We start from the raw sequence: 21524 nt of genomic DNA, 5'->3' as shown, positions 1-21524 counted from the left end.
ACCGGTTTTGTTATGTGTTGAGAAAGCTTTTCTTAGCAATAACTGTCTAAGCTAAGCAATAACATTGCATAGCAGTCTGCTTATTTGCGTTTGTTGAGGAACTTGCCGATGTCGAAATGCTTGCCTGCCAGCAGGCAGTCGATACGCGCGGTAACTACATCGTTATTGCTGAGCTGACGTGCTTTAATCAGCGAGCGGCGGATGGCAGGCGTGATAAATTCCTGTCCCCAGTCATCGACAATGCCGCAGGCGATGCCGCGCGGCAAATCGAAGATGGATTCCAGGGCAGCGCAGATAATAGCATCGCTTTCACCCGGATGTGTGTTGAGATAACGCAGCGGTACCAGCAGGTCATTTTGTTCTACGCAGTAGCGGGGCAGGTCTGCTTCGATTTGACGCAGCACGCGTTCGGAGCGCTGCTCGCCTTCGTAGGAAAGCAGGTACGGGAACAGCGGTGTTTCGTCCGGATGCGCCAGCCAAAAATCGAAAAGCCGCGGCCAAATGTCTATATCAAGCTCCACTGCCAGGTTGCACAGCTGGTAATCGAGCTTATCATCCTTGATTAAATTATTTTCTATTTCAGGCTGCCAGTCCTTGCGGTAGATGATTTTTTCGCAGGCGGCAATCTGCTCATGGCATTGGTTAAGCGTGAGCTGCATATGGTTCTGCTCATCGCAAAGCTGCTGCAGCGCCGTAACGTAGCTGATTAAATCAAGTACATCCTCCGGTTTGCTGACATATGCTTCCGCCTGTTCAAGCAGACAGGTAAGCAGCTTGTTCAGATGGATATCGCTGATGTTGAATTGCTCTTCGATAACTTCTGCCGGGAAGTGATTGAGCATAATCAGATAATTGCCCACGATGATGACAGCGCTTTTATACTGTGCGTAGTTAAGCGGCTGTGCCAGCTGTTCCTCTAAATGTGTTTCTCTGATGAATTTGACGGACAGCGGCGGATATTCTACGTCGATATCGGGACCGTTTTGCAGCAGCCAGAGGCGTTCCTCCTCATCACGGCAGTGGCAGTCGGTAATGCTGAAAACCTTGCCCCAGCCGCTGGTGCAGCGGATAAGCTCCCATATAGCGTTTTGCGGGTTGAAATTTGTTACGCGGCAGGAATATAAAAAGGCGAAGGTAAATTCCTCGCAGTGTGCTATGCGCAGCAAATCCTGCCACAGCTTCGGCTCCTGCTGACAAATTTTTTCCATGCCGTACATGCCGAAAAGCAGCAGGGCGAATTTAACCTGCTCGCGTCCGTCAGCGTTATAGAAAAAGCGTCGCGCCAGGTCGAAGGCAACACTGTTGATATCATTCTGGTCTAAGGCTTCGATAAAGGGATCGCAATATTCCGCAAAGGCCATGCCCTTAAGTTCATTGTACAGTTTGCTGCGCTGTTGGGTTGTAGGCTCGTTCAGATAGGCCTGCAGCAGCTTGAGCAGTACGCTGGCGGATTTAGGATTGGGCAGGTTGCCCATTGTATAGTGAAAGGCATCCTCGGAGCCAAGGGGACGGGGAATGGTGGCGTAGCGGTCATCGCACAGATTGGTAGCAGTAAAGCGGCCATGCTCGTCCAGATGGCTGTTTACGTATTGATAGATTGTCTGCTTCATGTGCTCACCTCGTAATAAAAATATGTATTGCAGCAAATAATGCTGTTTTTAAAAAAGCAAAGAGTAACTATATCATAACATAGAGGAAAAATAATGACCAGCAAAAAAAGTAAGGCTGCCGTAGCAGCGGAAATCCGCCACGGCAGCAGCCTTAAGTTTAAGCGTATGCAATTTACATTTGAGTTTTGATTTCCAGGAGGCAGTCGCCGCTTTCTACGCGTTCGCCTGCAGCTACATGGATAGCGCTGACGATACCGGAAATCGGTGCCGAAAGCGTGGTTTCCATCTTCATAGCTTCGGTAACAATCAGCGGAGTGCCCTTGGTAACGGACTGGCCTTTTTCTACCAGCACCTTGACAACGGAGCCGGAAAGGGAAGCGCCGATTTCGCCCATGTTGCCTTTTTCTGCTTTTTTGCGTGTAACAGTAGTGGTCTTGGCGTTGCGGTCCTTGATTTCGATTTCACGCGGCAGACCGTTGAATTCAAAGAATACGGTACGCATACCGGCAGCGTTGGCTTCGGAGATGTGGTCCAGCTTGATAACGAGCACTTTGCCCTGTTCAATCTCAACCTTGATAACCTCGCCCGGAGTCATGCCGAAGAAGAAGGTAGGAGTATCGAGAACGGATACATCACCGAATTGGTTGTAACGGTTTACCCAGTCGGTGAAAACCTTAGGATAGAGGCAGTAAGCGCTCACTGCTTCGTCCGTAGTAGGTGCTTCAAGCTCTTTGAGCTTAGCGCGTACATCTTCAAAATCTACCGGAGGCAGTACAGCGCCAGGACGCTCGCTGATAGGTGCGCGTCCTTTGAGCACCAGCTTCTGCAGCTTTTCGGGGAAGCCTTGGTACGGAGTGCCGATGCGTCCTTCGAAGAATTCCACAACGGAGGCCGGAAAGTCCAGAATATCGCCCTTAGCGTAAACATCTTCTTCCGTCAGGTCGTTCTGCACCATGAAGAGTGCCATGTCACCGACAACCTTAGAGGACGGAGTAACTTTGATTAAATCGCCGAACATCATGGATACGCGGTGATACATATCCTTGATTTCCTCCCAGCGATGGATGAGGCCCAGAGCCTGCGCCTGCTGCTTGAGGTTGGTATATTGTCCGCCGGGCATTTCGTGTACATAAACCTCGGGGTTGGGGAAGTTTTCGGTTCTGTCGGCAGCCTTGTAGTAGGGGCGCACGGTTTCCCAATAACGGGACAGCTCGTTCATAGCATCTACATCAAGACGCGGTTGACGCGGATGGCCGCTGAGAGCGTAGTACAGGCTGCTGCCGCTGGGTTGGGAGGTACCGTTGCTCATGGCGCTCATAGCAGTATCTACGATATCAACGCCGGCATCAATAGCACGCGCGTAGGTGTAGATAGCGTTGCCGCTGCCTTCGTGGGTATGCAGATGAATAGGTACGTTGACATAGGATTTGAGGCTGCTTACAAGGCGGTAAGCTGCTTCCGGCTTCAACAGGCCTGCCATATCCTTGATGGCAATGATGTTGGCACCGGCTTTTTCCAGCTCTTTAGCCATATTGATGTAGTAATGTAAATCGTATTTATCGCGGTTGGGGTCGAGAATATCGCCGGTGTAGCACAGTGCTACCTCTGCTACCTTACCGCATTCGCGGACGGTGTCAATCGACAGGCGCATATTGTCCAGACCGTTGAGGCTGTCGAAGATACGGAAAACGTCGATACCGTTCTTGGCTGCCAGCTTAATGAACTGCTTAACAACATTATCCGGATAGCTGGTGTAGCCTACGGCGTTGGCGCCGCGCAGCAGCATCTGGAAGAGAATGTTCGGTGCAGCCTGACGGAACTGTGCCAGACGTTGCCAGGGGCTTTCATCGAGGAAGCGATAGGCTACGTCAAAGGTAGCGCCGCCCCAGCATTCAAAGGAGAAGAGTCCGGGCAGCTTGCCGGCGGTGTCACGCATAACGCGCAGCATATCGGCAGTACGCAGACGGGTTGCGAAGAGGGACTGATGCGCATCACGGAAGGTGGTGTCTGTGAGCAGAACCTCCTGCTGTGCCAGTACCCATTCAGCCAGACCTTCAGGTCCGCGGGTATCAAGAACGTGCTTAGCACCCAGCGCCAGAATGCCGTTGTAGGGCTTGGGCATATTCAGCGGTGCAAAGTCCGGTTTCGGTTGTACGCCGACGTTGGAATAACCGTTGACGGTGATATCGGCGATGTAGTTCAGCAGCTTGTTGCCGCGGTCCAAGGTTTTTTGGAAAACAAACAGCTCCGGTGTATTATCAACAAAGTCGGTTGTGTAATCGCCCTTGATGAAGTGCGGGTTCTGCAGTACATTTTCTAAAAACTGGATATTGGTTTTGACGCCGCGGATACGGAATTCTTTTAAGCAGCGCAGCATCTTGGTAATAGCAATCTGGTGAGTGAGGCCCCAGGTGGTAGCCTTAACCAGCAGAGAATCGTAGTACGGAGTGATGACGGAGCCGGTGAAGGCGTTGCCGCCGTCCAGACGGATGCCGAAGCCGCCGCCGCTGCGGTAATTAATCAGCTTGCCAGTATCGGGCATAAAGTTGTTGGACGGGTCCTCGGTGGTAATACGGCATTGGATAGCATGGCCGATGGTGGTCAGCTCATCCTGCTGCGGCAGGGAGATTTCCGGGCCGTGCAGGTTGTAGCCCTCGGCAATCTTGATTTGTGTCTGCACAATGTCGATACCGGTGATCTGCTCGGTAACGGTGTGTTCAACCTGAATGCGGGGGTTAACCTCGATAAAATAGAATTTGCCGTCGGGCGTAGCCAAAAATTCTACGGTGCCGGCGCTGATGTAGTCAACATTTTTCATCAGCTTGACAGCAGCGTCGCAGATAGCCTTGCGCTGCTCCACAGGCAGAGCGAAGGCCGGAGCAATTTCAACCAGCTTCTGATGGCGGCGCTGTACAGAGCAGTCACGCTCAAACAGATGCATCAAATTGCCGTGGGTATCGCCGATAATCTGTACTTCGATGTGTTTCGGATTTTGCAGATATTTTTCCAGATATATTTCATCATTGCCAAAGGCTTTTTTAGCCTCGCTTTTAGCCATGTCGTAGGCAGTTATAGCCTCTTCGGCGCTGTGAACAACGCGCATACCGCGACCGCCGCCGCCGTTGACTGCTTTAATGATGATAGGATAACCGCATTTTTCGCCAAAGGCCAGTACCTCATCGAGGCTGTTTACCGTGCCCTTGCTGCCGGGAATCATGGGGATGCCTGCCAGCTCGGCTTGTTTGCGGGCATTGATTTTGTCGCCGAACATTACCAGGTGCTCCAGACGCGGGCCGATGAAAATCAGGCCTTCCTCAGCACAGCGGCGTGCTAAATTACTGTTTTCGGATAAAAAGCCATAACCGGGATGGATGGCATCTACGTCATGCTCCTTGGCTACGCGCAGAATGTCTTCGATATCAAGATAAGCGTCGGTCGGACTTTTGCCTTCGCCGACCATATAGGCCTCGTCGGCTTTGTTGCGATGCAGGGACAGGGTGTCCTCCTTGGAATATATAGCAACAGTACGGATTCCTAATTCGTTGCAGGCGCGGAAAACGCGGATAGCGATTTCGCCGCGGTTAGCAACTAAAACTGTATTAATTTTAGGCATAAGCTTGACCTCCTTAGATAGTTACATGCTAATTGTATAGAAAACGGCATGTAAATTCAAGGGATAGAACGCATGTATACAAGTATTCTTGCAGGGGACGGGGAGAGTGTTTCAGACTGTTCAGTTACGGCAGATAATAATATTTGTTGCTGCCGCGTCCGCTGACTGCTAAAAGACCGCTGCTCATCATATCTCTGGCGATAAGATAGGCGCGTGTGCGTTTGACATCCAAAAGCTGTTGCAATTCTGTTTCAGAAATCCTTTTATGTTGTTTAAGGTATGCTATAACAGTTTGCTGTTGCTTGTCAGGATATTTGTAGCTGACAGTTTTTTCAGCGGCAAGATTAAGCTCAGGCAAAGGGTGCACACGATTTTGATTAGGCAGAATTATTTTGAATGTATGCTGTGTAATGCTTATTTGTGGCTTGATGTAGCAGTCCTTGTAAAGAGCAAAAATACGTCGGATGCCTGTACCATAGGCTTCTATAAAGTTCAGACGGTGGAAAAGCTCTGCCAGTCTTACGTTGCGCGGCTGAGAAATACCGGCCTGAATATCTTCGAGGGTGAGCTCCGGTAACAACCCGCCTAGGGAAATGAACTCCATACATTCTTTATTGATGTTGACAATAATACTGCCGCTGTAGCTGTAATCCCGATGAATTATAGCGTTGAGTAAGGCTTCACGGACAGCTTCCTGCGGATAGTCCCAGCTGTCTATACGCGAAAGACCTGCAAAGGTAGAGCGGTTTTGGTTACAGAGCATAAGAAATTCATAGGCTGCTTCCAACTGCTGCAGCAATGAACCGCTAAATTCACGGTGTGCCTGAAATTTAGTGTTTTCTCTATCCTCGAAAACAGCTATTTTAATACTGTGCTGGCATTGATCGGATAGCAGAAGTCCCAGATTGGTATAAAGATTATCTTTCAGATTAATAAGACCTAAGGCGCTGTATTTGTTTTCGCTGAAAGTAATGCCGTTGGCGGAAAATACAGTGTAAGCTGTATTGAATGTCAGTTCTTGCGAGAGGGAACGCATTGCTTCGTAGGTGTCACCATCTGTTGCTTTGATAAAATAACGGATTTGCTCAGGTGAGGCAGGGACGGAGGATGCACCCTGGCGTACATAGACACCGCTGGGCTTTAGGCCCTTGGATTTAAGATAATAAGGCTTTGCGCTGCCTTCGGCGATCTCTATGGTAATAATCCCGTCAGAATTTGAGCTGTATTTTATAAACATGGTGATATCCGGAAGGATTGCATCGCGGATAGTATTGGTGATTTGTGTATATATCTGGTCAAGATTATCTAAAGGTGCAAGCTTTCCATCATCTTTTAGACCGACTATGATTTTGCCACCATTAGTATTGGCGAAAGCGATAACGCTTTTACAAAGATTGGGGATAGCTTCCTGCTTGAATTCCAGACTTTCGCTTTCATATAGCATCTTATTCACTCCATTCAGTTATATATTCACTATATTCATTATAAGTGAATGCACAGTGAATTGCAAGCTGCCTGCCTATGGAAAAATATACGTTTTATTTCAGCAAACATGCTGACTGCATCGTCAGCTTCACATTTTTTTCGTTTGTTTATTGCTATAAATAGGTATACAATAATACTTATAAAGAATAGCGAGGAGATGAAATGATGAACGATAACAATGATAAAAAACGGCCATTGACGTATTATTATATGCTGATGCTGGTTTTGATTCTGGTATTCAATTCCGTAATCATGCCAATGTTCTTCAACCCGAAAATGAAGGAGGTTTCCTATAATAATTTTCTTCAGATGGTGGATGAAGGCAAGGTATCTAAGGTAGAAATTACCGATAAGCGTCTGGCGGCTGTTGATAAAAATAACGAAAAGGAAATTTATGTTACCGGCAGGGTGGAGGACCCGGAGCTGGCCAACCGCCTGATGAAGAGTAAGGTAGAATTTACGCAGGTTGTGCCTAAGGAACAAAGTCCGCTCGTAACCTTTTTCACTAATTGGGTACTGCCGATTCTGATTTTCTTTGGGCTGGGACAGCTGTTTATGTACTTCATGGGCAAGCGCATGGGTGGCAACGCCATGAGCTTCGGCAAGAGTAATGCCAAGGTCTATGTGGAAGCGCAGACTGGTAAAAGCTTTGCCGATGTAGCAGGTCAGGACGAAGCCAAGGAAGCGCTGATGGAGCTGGTTGATTTTCTGCATAATCCCGGCAAGTACAAGGATATCGGTGCCAACATGCCTAAGGGTGCTTTGCTGGTAGGCCCTCCGGGTACAGGTAAAACCTTGCTGGCGCGTGCGGTAGCAGGTGAAGCCAAGGTGCCGTTCTTCAGCATCAGCGGCAGTGAATTTGTAGAAATGTTCGTCGGCATGGGCGCTGCCCGTGTGCGCGATTTGTTCAAGCAGGCGCAGGAAAAGGCACCTTGCATAGTATTTATCGATGAAATCGATGCCATCGGCAAACGCCGTGATAACGGCCAGTTCGGCGGCAATGATGAACGCGAGCAGACTTTGAATCAGCTGCTGAGCGAAATGGACGGTTTTGACGGCAGCAAGGGCGTAGTTATCTTAGCAGCTACCAACCGTCCGGAATCCTTGGATAAGGCGCTGCTGCGTCCGGGACGTTTTGACCGTCGTATTCCTGTCGAGCTGCCGGATCTGAAGGGCCGTGAAGCTATCCTGAAGGTTCATGCACGTAATGTGCGTATGGCAGACAATATCGACTATGGCACGTTGGCGCGGGCAACAGCCGGAGCTAGCGGTGCAGAGCTTGCCAATATTATCAATGAGGGTGCTTTGCGTGCCGTAAAAATGCATCGTAACGTGGTGGAGCAGGAAGATCTGGAGGAATCCATTGAAACCGTTATCGCCGGTTACCAGCGTAAGGGTGCGGTAATTTCTCCTGAAGAGAAAAAGGTTATTGCCTACCATGAAATCGGTCACGCACTTGTGGCTGCGATGCAGAAGCACAGTGCTCCGGTACACAAGATCACCATTATTCCGCGTACTAACGGCGCCTTGGGCTACACCATGCAGATAAGCGAAAACGACAGCGTGCTGATGACTAAGGAAGAGCTGTTCAACAAGATTGTAACCATGACCGGCGGCCGCAGTGCCGAGGAGGTTGTTTTCGGCAGCATTACCAGCGGCGCTTCCAATGATATTGAGCAGGCTACCAAGCTGGCACGCAGCATGGTAACACGTCTGGGCATGACGGAAGAATTTGACATGATGGCCACCGAGGTTATTGCCAACCGTTATCTGGGCGGCGACGCTGCCCTGCAGTGCAGTGAAGCGACGGCCGGCAAGATTGATGCCAAGGTTTTGGCGTTGATTAAGGAGGCGCACGAAAAGGCACGCACGATTTTGCAAGACAACAGAGATAAGCTGGATGTACTGGCACAGTACCTGCTGGAGAAGGAAACTATTACCGGTGAGCAGTTTATGGCTCTGCTGCAGCAGGAGCAGGCTAAAGAAAATGCTGAGGAGAAAACTCCGGAAGTATAACAATTACAAGCTTAAACGCAGTTACGTATTCCGTAAAACGGCAACGTGACTGCGTTGTTTTTTTGCACGCAGCATTAATCGCGGAAAAAAATAAAAAATTTAAAATTAGCTATTGCTAACTGCAATAATATGTGCTACAATAATCGTGAAGTTAGTGATGGCTAACCAATGTATATCGTCCCTTCCTGATTTTGCATTGCAGCCTTGACCTTTGACCTTGACAATTTCCTTAAGTGCATTGGTTAGCTCCTCTACTTTTAAATAAGCTGCTATTTGCTTTTTAAGCAAATTCATATTTTCTCCTCCAAAAACAGACAGAACGCTGAAAATCCGTTAGGCAAGCGGGTTTCGGCGTTCTGTTTTGTTGTGTTGGCATTATTTTGGTACATTTTTATATATTTTTCTGTTGCGGCAAAGCTTATTTCCCTAAGCGTAATTTTATTATGCAATTAAGGCTGTATTGCAGATTTTTATTTGCACAAAAGCGGCCTTAGCGTTATAATAATTTATTGTATGATTTTGTTTTGAGGTGGATTTTATGAAAAACTGGAAGCTTATTCTGGCTATCCTCACGGCTAATGTCGTATTGATGGCCGCAGGCTATACCATGCTCATTCCCTTTTTGCCGATGTATCTGATGAACGAGCTGGGAGTGAGTGCGGATGATGTAAAAATGTGGAACGGTGCGATTTTTTCCATAACCTTTCTGATTGGCGGTATCATGGCGCCTATCTGGGGTAAAATGGCTGATACGCGCGGCAAAAAGATGATGGCGGTACGTGCGAGCGCAGGCCTGGCGCTGTCATACTTTCTGGGAGGCATAGTAACTACGCCGGAGCAGATGTTTGGCGTGCGTGTGCTGCAAGGCTTTGCTGCAGGACTCTGGAGTGCGTGCCTGGCGATTGCTACCAGTCTGGTGCCGATGGAAAAGCTGGGCGTGAGCCTGGGCATTATGCAGGCGGGACTGACCTGCGGCCATGTCATCGGTCCGCTTGTAGGCGGTTCACTGGCAACACTGTTTGGCATGCGTGCTTCATTTTTCGTTGCAGGTGCGTTGCTGACGATTATTACGCTGGTATTTATGTTCTATATCCCCGAGCCGCCGAAGGCGGAACCGCAAAAGCTTGCGGCCAAGCCGCAGGTACAGCTTTTACAGCAGCCTGTAATTCGTGAAACGCTGATTTATATTGCTGTAGCTCAGATGGTTATCCTGCTGATTCAGCCTATTTTGAGCCTTTATGTGGCAGAGCTGAATCATGGTGAGGGCAACATTATGTTTCTTTCCGGCGTGACCTTTTCGCTCGTAGGCATTGCCAGCGCTATTACTGCTCCTAGCTGGGGGCGCTTCGGACAGGCGCATGGCTTTTATAAAGCGCTGTGTGCTGCAGCGCTGCTTTCAAGTATTATGAATGTAGTGGCTGCATTACCGCGAACCTTACTTTTGTTCTGCGTCTGCAATTTTTGCTATGGTTTGTGCTGTGCCGGCATTCAGCCTTCGCTGAGTGCGATTTTGGCCAGCAATACATCTACCGACCAGCGCGGACGCGTTTTTGGCTTTATGTTCAGTGCGCAGCAGTTCGGTTCCATGATAGGTCCTGTACTTGGCGGAGCTGTTGCTACATATGCGCCGCTGCAAAGCCTTTTTGTGTTAGCAGGTGGTATCTTTTTTGTAATCAGCGTTTGCGCCTGGATGCGTCATGGTCATGAGCAAAATATTATTGCTTAGACTGCTTAGACCATTATAATTACAGATAATTTTCAGGAAATTAATCAGTTGAGAAAAACTCTGTAAGTCTTGTAATATGAGGCTTGCAGAGTTTTTTCTTTTGCTTGCGATAAAAAGAATCTTTTATGTCACACAGATTTCACATATGTGACAAATAAAATTAGACAGAAAATTCACAAATAACCTATAATCGGCCATGTGGAGGTGATGAAAATTAAGCTTAGAGGAGGCGTGAGCCTGGCGGAACAGATCAGCTTCTGCCGGCAACTGGCGGTAATCCTGCGCAGCGGCCTGCCGTTGCTGAATGCGCTGCAGCTTTTGCAAAAGCATGGCAGTGCAAAGCAGATGCTGCTTTGCTACCGTCTGCAGCAAAGATTGCGCCGTGGCAGCAGTCTGGCGCAGGCCTTAGCAGCGGAAGCGGACTATGGCAAGCAGCTTACTGTTGCTTTAGTGGCTGTGGGTGAAGAAAGCGGCGAGCTGGCTACGCTGTTGGAACAGCTGGCAGACTATTACAGCCGTCAGCTTAAGCTGCAGCGCTTTGTGCAGCGGGCTGTAACCTATCCTGCGTTTTTGCTGCTGGCCTCGGTTTGCGTGCTGCTGTTGTTCTTGCTGTATATTCTGCCGGTTCTGGCTGATACCTACAGCGCTATGGGCGTGCTGCCTATGGGTACCTTAGCTTTGCTGCTGACGCTGAAGGATGTTTTGCTGCAGCAGCCGTTAGCGGCGCTGGCGGTGGCGGCAGGCGTGGCAGCTGTACTTTTCTTGTTGGGGCGCAGGCTGCTGCGTTGGTTTTTACGCAGCCGGTTAAGCGGAAATTTTCATGGCCTTTTATTAGAAGTACGCTTTTGCAGATTGCTGGCCCTGCTTTTGGAAAGCGGCGTAGGCATAACAAAAGCGGTGGCGATTGTGACGGATACCATGGATGATGAGCAGTATGCACAGCAACTGCGCCTGCTGAACAGCAGGCTGCAGCGCGGAGTTGCTATTGAACAGGCTGCAGGTGGGGCGAAGGAGCTTTTTTCGCCGCTGATGCTGGAGCTTGTATGCGTGGGCGCATCTACAGGCTATCTGCCGCAAATGCTGCAGGAAGCAGTAACGGCCGGTGAGCAGCGTCTGCAGCAGCAGCTTGGCAGGCTGCAGGAGCTGTTGGTGCCCTTGCTGCTTTTAGTGGCAGCGATTATCATAGCGGGAATCGTCTGCATAGTTATCGGTCCGCTATTTGAGATGCTTTCGGCAATGCCGGAGTAAATTCAGGAGGTGCGATTATGTTAAAAACAATGCGTAAACAGGGAGGCTTTACTTTAATCGAGGTAGTGGCAGCGGCGGCGCTGATTGGTATTATGGCTACCATGCTGCTGCCTTCGCTTTCGGGTGCTAACGACAGAGTGAAGAATGCCCGTCTGCAAAATGATCTGGTGACTATCGACCAGGCAATTCAGCTGTATAAGATGGATGCAGGCACGGTGCCGGCAGAGCTTACTACTTTGGACAGCGAATATCTGGGCGGCAAGCTGGAATTCAAGGATGCCAAGGGCGAGGCTCTGACCTATACACCCAATACAGCCGACGGCACCTATACCCTCAGCGGCAAAAACAGCAAGGGTGCGGCAGTAACCTCACCGGGCAGTAAAGCTAACGCCGGTGAACAATAAGGCAGCAGGCTATCTGCTGTTGGAGCTGCTGTTAGCACTGGGGTGCCTGGGACTTGCGGCAGTAATGCTTTATCCCGGAAGCAAAACGTTGCAGCGGCAGTATTACAGGCAGCAGTTGCGCTATACAGCATATCTTTTGGCGGCGGATATCAGACAGATGCAGCAGCAGACGCTGTTTCAGCCGGAAAATTATATGTACACGCTTAAAGTCAGTGACAAGGATAAGCATAGCTACAGAATTGAGCGTGCGCATAAAATCTGGAAGCTTGTAAGGCTCGATGCGGACATCAGCCTGACGTGCGAAAAAGCGATTAAGAATCTCAGCTATAATGAAAACGGCAATCCGACAGCCATTGGCGGTTACAGGCTGGAGCATAGGCAGCTGCCTGATATGTACTGCCAGCTGACAGTACAGCCGGTTACAGGCAGGGTGTCGGTTTATGAAAAATAGCAGGGGCTTTTGCCTGGTACAGGAGCTGGTGTGCTTCTGCTTGACTGCAGTGCTGCTAGCGACAGCGATACAGGGCTTTTACCGCAGCAATTATCTGCTGAATGAAAGCCTTGAACTGCAGCAGGCGACGCAGGCCGCACAGCAGGTGCTGGCAGGCGAAGAATATAGCGGCCGCTTTGACGTGACGCAAAGGAGTAGCACCGGCAGCACAGAAGGTTTGGCGGTACAGGAGGTGCAGGCTGCGTATGGCAAGGTCAAGGTTAAGCTTATCCGTGCGCTGCCGACGGCAGAGGGGCTATCTGCTGCCGGAGGTGCTGCTGGGATTACTTCTGGCAGTGGTGCTGGTGACGCTTGTTTTTAAAGCAACAGGCATCGCCGGGCGCAGCTTTGGCCGCCTGCAGGATGAGTTGCAGCTGCAGGAGGCCAGGCGTCACATTCTGGCACAGCTGGAAAAGACAGTCTGCTATGATGCGCAGAGCGTGCGTCTGCAGGCTGACGGCAAAATAAGCTGCAGGATGCTTGAGGGGTGTAAGCAGGTGACTGTTTACAGTGATAAGCAGGGCATATACCAAAGGACGCGTACCAATAAGGGCACGGGTGTGAATCCGGTGTCGCTGGAGGGTGTGGGCGTTTTTGCATGGCAGGTGCGACGCTGCTCGCCGCAAATGCTGTGCGTAAGCTTCAGTCTTTATCGTAACGGCAGAAGCATGCGGGTGACGCAGTATCTTATTTGTTATAGTGCGAGGATAACAGATGATGCATAGCGCAAAGGGCAGTATATCGCTTCCGTGCTTGCTGGCAGCGCTGCTGTTGGCGCTCAGCGCTCAGCTTTGCTTGCATTATGCAGTAAAGGGCTATGAGGCGGAAAAGGAGTTTTTACGGGGGCAGCAGCTACGGCTGCTGTGCGGCTCCGTATTGCAGGCCATAGGTCAAAAACCGCAGCCTGCGGGTACGCAGCTTTGCTATGAGGGCGAGCTGCAGCCGGGCAACGAACCGGTAACAGTGACAAGCGAAAGCAGTTACAGCTCGGATGGGCAGATGGATTACCTGAAGGTGTCTGCCGCAGCCGCTAATCATGTTGGCGCAGTACAGCGGCTGCACAGGCTCAGGGTGAGCTTCAGTCCTGAGATTCAGGCTTTGGCAGCCAAGAGCGTTCTTGCGGGACGTTCGCTGACAGGAGGTGAATATCTGCAGCAGGCAGCGTTATATACAAGCAAAGAAGAAGTAAGGCTGCCGCAGATTAGCTTTCTGCAGAATAAATGCGCTGCTTCGCTGAACAAAAGGACTACGGAGGAAAATGGCCTCAGCGCCCGCTTTTATTATCTGAGGAGTAATACTTCGTTGAGTCTTGGCAACAAAGGCCTGCAGGGTGCAACGCTGATAGCAAATAAGCTGGCGATAATTACAGCGGCCGGTTCCTACTACCCGGACCGCATAGTGCTTATCAGTGAAGAGGGGGATATTACGCTGGGCGACGGCACTAAAATGGCACAGGCGCTGCTGCTGGCGAAGGGAACGGTGACGATAGGCGCGGGCTGTCGGCTGAACGGTTTTGTCTTGGCAGATAAAATCGTGCTTAGGGGAACAGCAGACCTTACTCCTGATACAGGTGCTGTAGAACCGATGCTGACACCGGCCTTCAATAAGCCGTAATTTTGTCAAACAAATTGCATAACCAAAAAAGAACTAGCCGGAGCTTTGACTGCTCTTGCTAGTTCTTTTGCATGTTTTGTTATTCAGCTGCAGGCTTTTCAGCCTTAGCCTTTTTCTTATTGTGCGCCTGCATAACTTCTTCGATGTCGCCGGATTTAATCCATTCCTCCAGCGCAGTGGCCATTTCTGCTACTGCTGCTTCGATAGCGGTTTTGTCCTCGCCCTGGAAGGCATGCAGTACATGGTTGACAACGGCCTTATTGTTGCGTGCCGGATGGCCTATGCCGATTTTAAAGCGTGGGTAGGCGTCGGTGCCTAAATGCTCGGTAATGGATTTGATACCGTTGTGGCCGCCGGCGCTGCCCTTGCGGCGGATGCGCAACTGGCCTACGGGCATATCCATATCATCCTGGATAACAGCGATATCATCCGGGTCGATGTGATAGAAGTTGGCGTAGGCACCTACAGCAACGCCGCTGAGGTTCATGTAGGTGGTAGGCTTGATGATGATGATTTTTTCGGGAGCGCGGTATTCTGCCATATAGGCACTGCGGTCCTCCTTGCCGAAGCTCACGCCAAGACGGCGTGCCAGCTCGTCAACTACCATAAAGCCGATGTTGTGACGGGTATTTTCGTATTCGCGGCCGATATTGCCAAGGCCGACAATTAATTTCATATTGTTGCTCCTTTTTTATTCATTAAGTTTATCAATGGTGACAAATTCATATCCCTCTGCCCGCAGACGGTCGATGATGATGCCGACTGCCTCAATCGTCTGGTCACGCGGTGCCAGATTTTTGGGACTATCGCCGTCATGCAGCAGGACGATAGCACCGGGGGCTGCGTTTTCGCAGACTCTGTCGGCGATTACCTGCACGCCGGGGTTTGTCCAGTCGCGGGGAATGATGCTCCAGTTTACTATCTGCATACCTGCATCATTGATAGCCTTGACAGTGCTCCAGTCCTTGAAGCCGTGCGGCGGACGCATATACTGCGGTGCAGTGCCGGTGATGTTCTGCAGCGTTTCCTTGCCGTAGGCGATGTTGGCGGCAGCTTCGCTGCTGCTGAGCTTAAGCAAATCCTTGTGATAGCCTGCATGCAGAGCAATCAGGTGTCCTTGTGCCTGGACGAGCTTTACTGTTTCCGGATGCTTGGCAGCGTTTTCGCCAACCATAAAGAAGGTGGCGTGCACGTTCTTGGCTGCCAAAAGCTTGAGCAGCTTTTGGGTATAGGGCGGATAAGGGCCGTCATCAAAGGTGAGGGCAATGAGCTTACGTCCGTGGGTGTTTTCCGCATGTGTTATAACCTTGCCGTAAAAGCTGTTGCCCGGAAGTACGGCGAGCAAGAGCAGCACGCCTGCAAGCGCAAGGCTGATAGCGGCGCTGACAGCGGCGGTTTTTCTGCTGATTTTTTTGTATATCCCCAGCCATAGCAGCAGTACGCCGGCAAGGGAACAGATAATAAGAAGATAAATGATACGCATAATTACTCCAAATATTAAAGCCGGTAGTTTTGCCGGCTTTAATCATAACAAAAAGGCTTGCCAGAGGCAAGCCTTTTTATATTACGCTTAGTGTTTGGTATCGAATAATTGGCTTACAGACCAGTCATTGTAGATGCGCAGAATGGTTTCTGCCAGAATCGGCGCAATGGAGAGCACCTTAATTTTCGGGTGCTTTTTGGAAGGAGCCAGAGGAATAGTGTTGGTAACAACCAGCTCGGTGATATCGGATTGAGCAATGCGGGACAGTGCCGGATCGGTCAGGATCGGGTGAGTGCAGCATGCATATACTTCTTTAGCACCGAATTTCTTCAGAGCGCGTGCGCCTTCGGTCAGGGAGCCTGCGGTATCAACCATGTCGTCTACCATGATGCAGGTTTTGCCTTTAACGTCGCCGATCAGGTTCATAACCTCAGCAACGCCGGGTTCCGGACGACGTTTGTCGATGATAGCCAGCGGTGCATTCAGCATTTCAGCGAAATTGCGGGCACGGCTTACGCCACCAAGGTCCGGAGAGATAACAACCATGTCTTCCAGATTCTTGGATTTAATGTATTCTGCCATCAGCGGGCCGCCGGGCATATGGTCAAAGGGGATGTTGAAGAAGCCTTGAATTTGTGCAGCGTGCAGGTCGATGGTTACTACACGGGTAATGCCTGCGGTTTCCAGCAGGTCTGCCATCAGCTTAGCAGTGATAGGCTCACGGCCACGTGCTTTGCGGTCCTGGCGTGCATAGCCATAGTAAGGAATAACAGCAGTGATGTGGTTAGCGCTGGCGCGTTTGAAGGCATCAGCCATAATCAAAAGCTCCATTACGTTATCGTTAACGATAGGGCCGCAGGTCGGTTGTACAATGAAGATATCCTTGCCACGTACACTTTCGTTAATCATTACCTGAACTTCGCCGTTGTTGAAACGGTTAACTACAGAATCACCAACGGTGGTTCCGAGGTAAGCAGCGATTTCGCGTGCCAGATCAGGGTTTGCATTACCGGTAAATATTCTTAACTTATTCTCGTCAGACAACATGTCCAATCCCTCCAAAATTACCTTGTTTGTAGTTTGCTGGTGCGATGAGCAAAACTTTACTTAAATTTAATTATACACAAAAAACACGTAAATCACAAGTTTTTTGTAAACTTTTTGACACATATGTGACTATAAAAGCTTATTTACCCTCGTTACGGTATTTTTCAGCCCAGCCTTCGATATTTTTCTGACGGGCACGTGCAATGCCCAGAGCATTTTCGGGTACTTCCTTGGTGATAGTGCTACCTGCACCGATGTAGGTGTTGGCCTGTACAGTAACAGGAGCAACAAGGTTGGTGTTGCAGCCGACAAAGGCATTGTCACCGATAACAGTGCGATGCTTCTTCTTGCCGTCGTAGTTGACGGTGATGCAGCCGCAGCCCATGTTAACGCCGCTGCCGATGTCGCTGTCACCGATGTAGGTGAGATGCGGCAGCTTGGTGCCTTCGCCTACGTTAGAGTTTTTAACCTCTACATAGTTGCCGATTTTAACGTGGTCGCTGATAACGGTGTCGGGACGCAGATGTACATACGGACCTGCGGTAACGTGGTTTTTAACCTCGCAGTCATGGCCGTAGATGAATTGCAGATGGTTGTCGTCACCGATTTTTACATTGGTGAAGCGGGCGTTAGGACCGATTTCGCAGTCCTCGCCGATTTCAGTTGTGCCTTCCAGCCAGGTGTAGGGATAAATAACGGTATCGCGGCCGATTTTTACGCTTGCTTCGATAAAGGTGCTGGCAGGATCCATAATGGTTACGCCTGCATCCATCAGCTTATCCAAAATGCGTTGGCGCATAACGCCTTCGGCAACGGAAAGCTGCTTGCGGGAGTTGATGCCCATAACCATATCGCTGTCGGCAGTGGAAATACCGCCAACCTTAGCGCCTGCTTCGTTGAGCTTTTGCAGTACGTCAGTCAGGTAATATTCGCCTTGTGCATTGTCGTTTGTCAGGGTAGCCAGCACGTCAAACATTTGCGGGCATTCCATGCAGTAAATACCGGTGTTGATTTCCTTGATAGCCTTCTGCTCTTCGGTAGCATCCTTTTGCTCTACGATGCCCTGTACATTGCCGTTGGCATCGCGTACAATGCGGCCGTAGCCGAACGGATCGTCCATAATTGCCGTAAGTACGGTAGCAGCAGCGCCGCTTTCCTGATGTGCTTCGCAGAATTTTTTCAGCTCTTTGCCGTCCAGCAGCGGAGTGTCGCCGCACAGGATGAGTGCAGTGCCGTGGAAGTCCTTCAGGGCATCGGCAGTCTGCATTACAGCGTGGCCGGTGCCAAGCTGCTCAGCCTGCAGGGCGATGGTGCCCTGATTGCCTACCATTGCTTCTACCAGCTCTGCTTCATGGCCTACGATAACAACCTTTTTGTCTGCGCCGGCAGCGCTTGCAGCGTCAATTACGTGCTGCAGCATGGGCTTGCCGCCTACCTTGTGCAGTACCTTGGGGTATTTGCTGCGCATTCTTGTGCCTTTGCCGGCGGCGAGGATTATTGCTACTAATTTTGACATGTGAGTTCTTCCTTTCCTGGCCGTCTATAAGGCACCATCTTACGACACCTTCTAGCCAGCCTGACATATTCTATATTATTTATTTACTTCCAATGTTACTTTCTGCTGTTCTTCGTCTACGTTATGCAGGGTGAAGAAGGCAGTGTAATCTTCTACCAGCTTGCGGTCCGGTGCAGCGGTGGCAATTAAAAAGGCTTTGCCTACAACCTGTGCGCCGACTTCGTGAGCCAAAGCAATCATGCCCTTGGCGGTGCCACCGCCCTTCATAACATCATCCACAATCAGCACACGGCTGCCGGGCTGCAATGCGCGCTTGGGCATGGCCATGTTTTGGATAACCTTGGTGGAGCCGCTGACGTAATTGATGTTGACGGTGCTGCCTTCGGTAATATCACTGGTGTGACGGGCGATAACAAGAGGCACGTTAAACGCACGCGCTGTCTGCATAGCCAGCGGAATACCGCTTGTTTCAACCGTCATGATGCAGTCAGGTGCCAGCTCCTGCAGGCGGAGCATAAAGATTTCACCCAGACGCACTACGGTTTCCGGATGGCAGAGAATGTCGGTAGTATAAAGCATACCGCCGGGCAGGATGCGGTCCGGAGAGGTGAGGCGGGCAGCAAGCTCTTCCAAGAAGGCTGCGTCATCCTCCGGCAGATGGCCGGGGATAAAGCGCACACCGCCGGCAGCACCGGAAACGGTTTCTACCTTGCCCAGGCCGTAAAGCTCCAGTCCTGATTTTACGGCTAAAACATCCTCGCTGAGGGTGGATTTGGCGATAGCAAATTTTTTACAGAAATATGAAAATGAAAACAGCCGATATGGATGATCGGCTAAAAGTTTACTTAACGCTGCTACGCGTTCAATTCTTTTGGCTTTTACCATATGTAAGCGTCCTCCTTGCAAGTTCTAAATCACTTGGTTTATCTATATCCATGCCGATACATGCATGACGGGTGATGATGGCTTTGCAGCGCATTTCCAGAAGTGCGGAGGTGCGTGTTTCCGCATCGGCCACTGTCAGGCGATGGCACAGGAGCTTTATCAAAAAGCCCCATCCGAGCCAGTTGCACAGCTTAAGCGGTGATTTGCGGCGGGCAAAGATTTCGCGTGCTTTTTGCTGACCGCCGGGAATAATTTCTTTGGCCATCAGCATCATGTTGCCGCCGGTAAAGACGCCATCACGCAGCTTGCCGTAGGTGCGCTTTGCATCGGGATAGGCGCTCAGGCAGGCATCCTTGGGGATGATGGGATAATAAAGCTGGCCTTCGGGGAAGGCATTGCAGGCTGCAAGAAAGTCGCGTACTGCAAGGGAGGTCAGCAGCGGAATGTCGTCGCATACTCCCAGCAGCTTTTCACTGGCATCAGGGCCTAAGGCTTCGGAGGCAGCGAAGGCTGTAGCCGGCAGGTCGCCTGCGGCTTTACACAGCAGAACGTCGGCCGGTAACGTACCCTCTAAAAGCGCCAAGGCTTCGGGGCGGGCAGCTACGACAATACGGCGGATGCGTCCGCTTCCCTGCAGGGCCGCAATGATATAGTCTATGAGGCGCTTATCGCCAAGCGGTGCCAGGCAGCGGTGTTCGGTGCCGGCATAGGACTTCAGCCAGGGACTGAGGCCGCCTGCTACAATAAAAGCATCTATATTAGCAGTTGTCATGCTTACGCCTTCTTCTGCGGTAGATGCTCGCTGAGGGAACGCATGAGGGTGTGCTCGGCGTTTTCCAGATGGATACGGGCTGCGTATTGCGCACGTTCTACATCATGGGCGGCAATTGCTTCTACCAGATTGCGGTGCTCGTCCATGGTTTCCACCAAACGTCCCGGGTAGCTCATGGAACGGCCGCGGATAGTAGTCATCTGCTCGCGCAGGTTATTGATGATGCTGCGCAGACGCTCGTTGCGGCTGGCAGTGTATAACATATCGTGGAAAGCAGTATCTACTTCGACGATTTTATCCATATCGTTGTTGGCGATATGCTGGCCGATTTCAATAAGATAACCGTTAAGCTGTTCAAGCTCCTCATCCGTAATACGCTCGGCAGCCAGGCCTGCGGCCAGAATATCAAGGCTGATACGGATTTCGTAAATTTCGGTGATATCCTTAATGGAAATATCGGCAACATAGGTACCGCGACGGGGAATCATAACAACGAAGCCTTCCAGCTCCAGCTTACGGATAGCTTCGCGCACGGGCGTACGGCTTACGCCCATTTCGTCAGCCAGCTGAATTTCCATGAGGCGTTCGCCGGGGCTGAAGGTGCCGTCAATAATAGCTTGACGGATATTTTCACAGACAAGCTCACGCAGAGGCTTGTAGCTGTCTAGTTTTATAGGCTGCAAATGTCCGGACATATTAGTTTCTCCTTCCGATAGTTGTCGTAATTGCTGTTTCTACATCAAAATCTGTCAGTGCCTGCTGCACGCGCTCGGCAGTTTCTTTGTCGGCGGTAAGGCCGAATACTGTCGGACCGCTGCCGCTCATAAGAGAATAGTAGGCTCCTGCTCCCAGCATAGCGGCCTTGATAGAGGCTATAACGGGGTGTGCCGGGATAGTTACTGTTTCCAAAACATTGCCCATGTAGGGGGCGATGGCCTTGCCGCCTTCGCGCAGATATGCTTCCAGCTGCCAGATGCAGGGTGCATGTACTACGCGGCCGTGGTTGAAGTTTTGGTAAACCCAGGCGGTGGAAACCTCCAGTCCGCGGGGCTTGGCCAGTACCAGCCAGGTTTCGGGCATATCCTCCAGTTTGGTGAGGACTTCGCCGCGTCCTGTTGCCAGAATGGTGCCGCCTTCGATGCAGAAGGGGATATCGCTGCCTAATTGTGCAGCGAGCTGTTCCAGTTCATAATTTTCCAGGTTAAGCTCCCAATAACGGTTCAGACCGCGCAAAACTGCTGCTGCATCACTGCTGCCGCCTGCCAGTCCTGCCGCCAGAAAAATTTTTTTGTTCAAGGCGATGTGAACGTTCGGAATAATATCGCAGTGACCTGCGAGCAATGCGGCTGCTCTGTAGGCCAGGTTATCAGGACCGCAGCTGAGGTTGTGCAGATTGCAGCTGATCTGAATGCCGTTACCCTTGCTGATAACAACCTCGTCGCTCAGACCGACGCTCTGCATAATCATACTTACCTCATGGTAGCCGTCCTCTCGCTTGCCGAGAATATCAAGTCCCAGATTTATTTTGGCATATGCCGTTTCTTTTATTTGCTTCATTATAAGTTCACCTGCCTAATGTTGTATACAGTATTATTTTATACTGCTTATGCCTGCA

General features: G+C 50.5%; 20 protein-coding genes. 8 read left to right on the top strand and 12 right to left on the bottom strand.

All coding sequences use genetic code 11. The features are described 5' to 3' along the window. Positions 1 to 80 precede the first annotated feature (80 nt). The 3 genes from KAH19_RS03200 to KAH19_RS03190 form a co-directional block, all read right to left on the bottom strand. The gene (locus KAH19_RS03200) at positions 81 to 1610 is read right to left on the bottom strand and encodes a hypothetical protein (RefSeq protein WP_210685073.1); all 1530 of its coding nucleotides are present in this window, start codon (positions 1608 to 1610) and stop codon (positions 81 to 83) included. A gap of 172 nt (positions 1611 to 1782) precedes the next feature. Next, the gene (locus tag KAH19_RS03195; RefSeq protein ID WP_246869416.1) at positions 1783 to 5223 is read right to left on the bottom strand and encodes a pyruvate carboxylase; all 3441 of its coding nucleotides are present in this window, start codon (positions 5221 to 5223) and stop codon (positions 1783 to 1785) included. 124 nt (positions 5224 to 5347) lie between these two features. Beyond that, positions 5348 to 6667 (bottom strand): RNA-binding domain-containing protein, encoded by a 1320-nt coding sequence (locus KAH19_RS03190; RefSeq protein ID WP_210685072.1) that lies wholly within the window; start codon positions 6665 to 6667, stop codon positions 5348 to 5350. 206 nt (positions 6668 to 6873) lie between these two features. Between KAH19_RS03190 and ftsH the strand changes: the two genes are divergently transcribed. Continuing rightward, on the top strand, positions 6874 to 8724 hold the full coding sequence (ftsH, locus tag KAH19_RS03185; RefSeq protein ID WP_210685488.1) for an ATP-dependent zinc metalloprotease FtsH: 1851 nt from the start codon (positions 6874 to 6876) through the stop codon (positions 8722 to 8724). 105 nt (positions 8725 to 8829) lie between these two features. On the opposite strand, the gene KAH19_RS03180 is transcribed toward ftsH, so the two are convergent. Next, positions 8830 to 9018 (bottom strand): hypothetical protein, encoded by a 189-nt coding sequence (locus KAH19_RS03180; protein WP_210685071.1) that lies wholly within the window; start codon positions 9016 to 9018, stop codon positions 8830 to 8832. Positions 9019 to 9262: 244 nt separating this feature from the next. Here KAH19_RS03180 and KAH19_RS03175 point away from each other — a divergent pair, with 244 nt between their 5' ends. From KAH19_RS03175 to KAH19_RS03145, 7 genes are all read left to right on the top strand, one after another. Further along, entirely contained in the window at positions 9263 to 10450 is a 1188-nt protein-coding gene (locus KAH19_RS03175; protein ID WP_210685070.1) for an MFS transporter, read from the top strand. Between the two features lie 207 nt (positions 10451 to 10657). Beyond that, a complete protein-coding gene (locus KAH19_RS03170) occupies positions 10658 to 11698 on the top strand; it encodes a type II secretion system F family protein (RefSeq protein ID WP_210685069.1) in 1041 nt (346 codons plus the stop codon). Positions 11699 to 11715: 17 nt separating this feature from the next. Then, the gene (locus KAH19_RS03165) at positions 11716 to 12102 is read left to right on the top strand and encodes a type II secretion system protein (protein ID WP_210685068.1); all 387 of its coding nucleotides are present in this window, start codon (positions 11716 to 11718) and stop codon (positions 12100 to 12102) included. Then, the gene (locus KAH19_RS03160) at positions 12092 to 12553 is read left to right on the top strand and encodes a hypothetical protein (RefSeq protein WP_210685067.1); all 462 of its coding nucleotides are present in this window, start codon (positions 12092 to 12094) and stop codon (positions 12551 to 12553) included. Before KAH19_RS03165 ends, KAH19_RS03160 begins: the two co-directional genes overlap by 11 nt. Next, entirely contained in the window at positions 12543 to 12914 is a 372-nt protein-coding gene (locus KAH19_RS03155) for a hypothetical protein (RefSeq protein ID WP_210685066.1), read from the top strand. The genes KAH19_RS03160 and KAH19_RS03155 overlap by 11 nt, the downstream gene beginning before the upstream one ends. Beyond that, entirely contained in the window at positions 12898 to 13317 is a 420-nt protein-coding gene (locus KAH19_RS03150) for a hypothetical protein (RefSeq protein WP_210685065.1), read from the top strand. The genes KAH19_RS03155 and KAH19_RS03150 overlap by 17 nt, the downstream gene beginning before the upstream one ends. Beyond that, the gene (locus tag KAH19_RS03145; protein WP_210685064.1) at positions 13307 to 14206 is read left to right on the top strand and encodes a hypothetical protein; all 900 of its coding nucleotides are present in this window, start codon (positions 13307 to 13309) and stop codon (positions 14204 to 14206) included. The genes KAH19_RS03150 and KAH19_RS03145 overlap by 11 nt, the downstream gene beginning before the upstream one ends. A 79-nt stretch (positions 14207 to 14285) precedes the next feature. Here the strand turns inward: KAH19_RS03145 and pth are convergent, their stop codons facing one another. The 8 genes from pth to ispE all read right to left on the bottom strand — a co-directional run bounded on the left by pth (position 14286) and on the right by ispE (position 21466). Beyond that, on the bottom strand, positions 14286 to 14882 hold the full coding sequence (gene pth / locus KAH19_RS03140) for an aminoacyl-tRNA hydrolase (protein ID WP_009144934.1): 597 nt from the start codon (positions 14880 to 14882) through the stop codon (positions 14286 to 14288). Positions 14883 to 14897: 15 nt separating this feature from the next. Continuing rightward, a complete protein-coding gene (locus tag KAH19_RS03135) occupies positions 14898 to 15689 on the bottom strand; it encodes a polysaccharide deacetylase family protein (protein ID WP_210685063.1) in 792 nt (263 codons plus the stop codon). A gap of 87 nt (positions 15690 to 15776) precedes the next feature. Beyond that, the gene (locus KAH19_RS03130) at positions 15777 to 16736 is read right to left on the bottom strand and encodes a ribose-phosphate pyrophosphokinase (protein WP_021719247.1); all 960 of its coding nucleotides are present in this window, start codon (positions 16734 to 16736) and stop codon (positions 15777 to 15779) included. A gap of 139 nt (positions 16737 to 16875) precedes the next feature. Beyond that, a complete protein-coding gene (gene glmU, locus KAH19_RS03125) occupies positions 16876 to 18252 on the bottom strand; it encodes a bifunctional UDP-N-acetylglucosamine diphosphorylase/glucosamine-1-phosphate N-acetyltransferase GlmU (RefSeq protein ID WP_210685062.1) in 1377 nt (458 codons plus the stop codon). Between the two features lie 75 nt (positions 18253 to 18327). Beyond that, complete coding sequence (gene purR / locus KAH19_RS03120; RefSeq protein ID WP_009144939.1) at positions 18328 to 19137, bottom strand: pur operon repressor; 810 nt, start codon at positions 19135 to 19137, stop codon at positions 18328 to 18330. Next, a complete protein-coding gene (locus KAH19_RS03115; protein WP_210685061.1) occupies positions 19115 to 19909 on the bottom strand; it encodes an NTP transferase domain-containing protein in 795 nt (264 codons plus the stop codon). Before KAH19_RS03115 ends, purR begins: the two co-directional genes overlap by 23 nt. Positions 19910 to 19911: 2 nt before the next feature. Further along, entirely contained in the window at positions 19912 to 20604 is a 693-nt protein-coding gene (locus KAH19_RS03110) for a GntR family transcriptional regulator (protein WP_009144941.1), read from the bottom strand. A 1-nt stretch (position 20605) separates the two neighbouring features. Then, positions 20606 to 21466 (bottom strand): 4-(cytidine 5'-diphospho)-2-C-methyl-D-erythritol kinase, encoded by an 861-nt coding sequence (gene ispE / locus KAH19_RS03105; RefSeq protein ID WP_210685060.1) that lies wholly within the window; start codon positions 21464 to 21466, stop codon positions 20606 to 20608. Positions 21467 to 21524: the final 58 nt, after the last annotated feature.

This window comes from Phascolarctobacterium sp. Marseille-Q4147, from assembly GCF_017968825.1.
Taxonomy (GTDB): domain Bacteria; phylum Bacillota; class Negativicutes; order Acidaminococcales; family Acidaminococcaceae; genus Phascolarctobacterium_A.
Note: the sequence above shows the minus strand (reverse complement) of the source record. Positions and strands in the feature narration are given on the sequence as shown.